Here is a 1,072-nt window from a genome sequence, read left to right on the forward strand (position 1 = left end):
GACGGCGTCCACGTCCCGCTGGGTGAGGCCCGCGTTGGCGAGAGCCTGCCGGATCACCCGCTGCTGCGACGGCCCGTTCGGCGCCGTCAGACCATTGCTCGCGCCGTCCTGGTTCACCGCCGTGCCGCGCACGGTCGCCAGGACGCGGTGGCCGTTGCGCCGGGCGTCGGAGAGCCGCTCCACGAGGAGAACGCCGACGCCCTCGGACCAGCCGGTGCCGTCCGCGGCGGCCGAGAACGCCTTGCAGCGCCCGTCCGCCGACAGACCCCGCTGACGGCTGAACTCGACGAACACCTCCGGCGTCGACATCACCGTCACACCGCCGACGAGGGCCATGGTGCACTCGCCGCTGCGCAGTGCCTGCCCTGCCAGGTGCAGGGCGACCAGCGAGGACGAGCACGCCGTGTCCACGGTGACGGCCGGTCCTTCGAACCCGAAGGTGTAGGCGACCCGGCCCGAGACGGCACTGCCCGACTTGCCGGTCAGCGCGTAGCCCTCGACCTCCGCGTTCGCCGGTCCGGTGCCGTCGACGTAGTCGTGGTACATGACGCCCGCGAAGACGCCCGTCTGACTGCCGCGCAGCGCGGACGGATCGATCCCGGCCCGCTCGAACGCCTCCCACGACGTCTCCAGCAGCAACCGCTGCTGCGGGTCCATGGCGAGAGCCTCACGCGGGGAGATCCCGAAGAACGCCGCGTCGAAGTCACCGGCGTCGTAGAGGAACCCGCCCTCGGAGGCATAGCTCTTGCCCAGTGCTGTGGGATCCGGGTCGTAGAGGTCCTCCAGGTCCCAGCCGCGGTCCTCGGGGAATCCGGCGATCGCGTCCCGGCCCTCGGCGACCAGGCGCCACAGATCCTCCGGCGACGCCACACCGCCCGGGAATCGGCACGCCATCCCCACGATCACGACCGGATCGTCGTCGACCGCCCCGGCGGCGGCGGACGGCACCTGCCCGGTCACGGCGGTTCCCGAACCGACCAGCTCTCCGCGCAGGAATCCGGCGAGCGTCGCCGGGGTCGGGTAGTCGAACACCAGCGTCGCCGGCAGCCGCAGCCCCGTCGCCGCACTCAAC

Annotated in this window: 1 protein-coding gene; it reads right to left on the reverse strand. The window is 72.5% G+C overall.

What is annotated here, in order from left to right; genetic code table 11:
* The coding region (locus ALMP_RS41855; protein ID WP_264937279.1) for a type I polyketide synthase at positions 1 to 1,072 on the reverse strand (1,072 nt) is incomplete at both ends.

This window comes from Streptomyces sp. A012304 (assembly GCF_026008495.1).
Classification (GTDB): domain Bacteria; phylum Actinomycetota; class Actinomycetes; order Streptomycetales; family Streptomycetaceae; genus Streptomyces.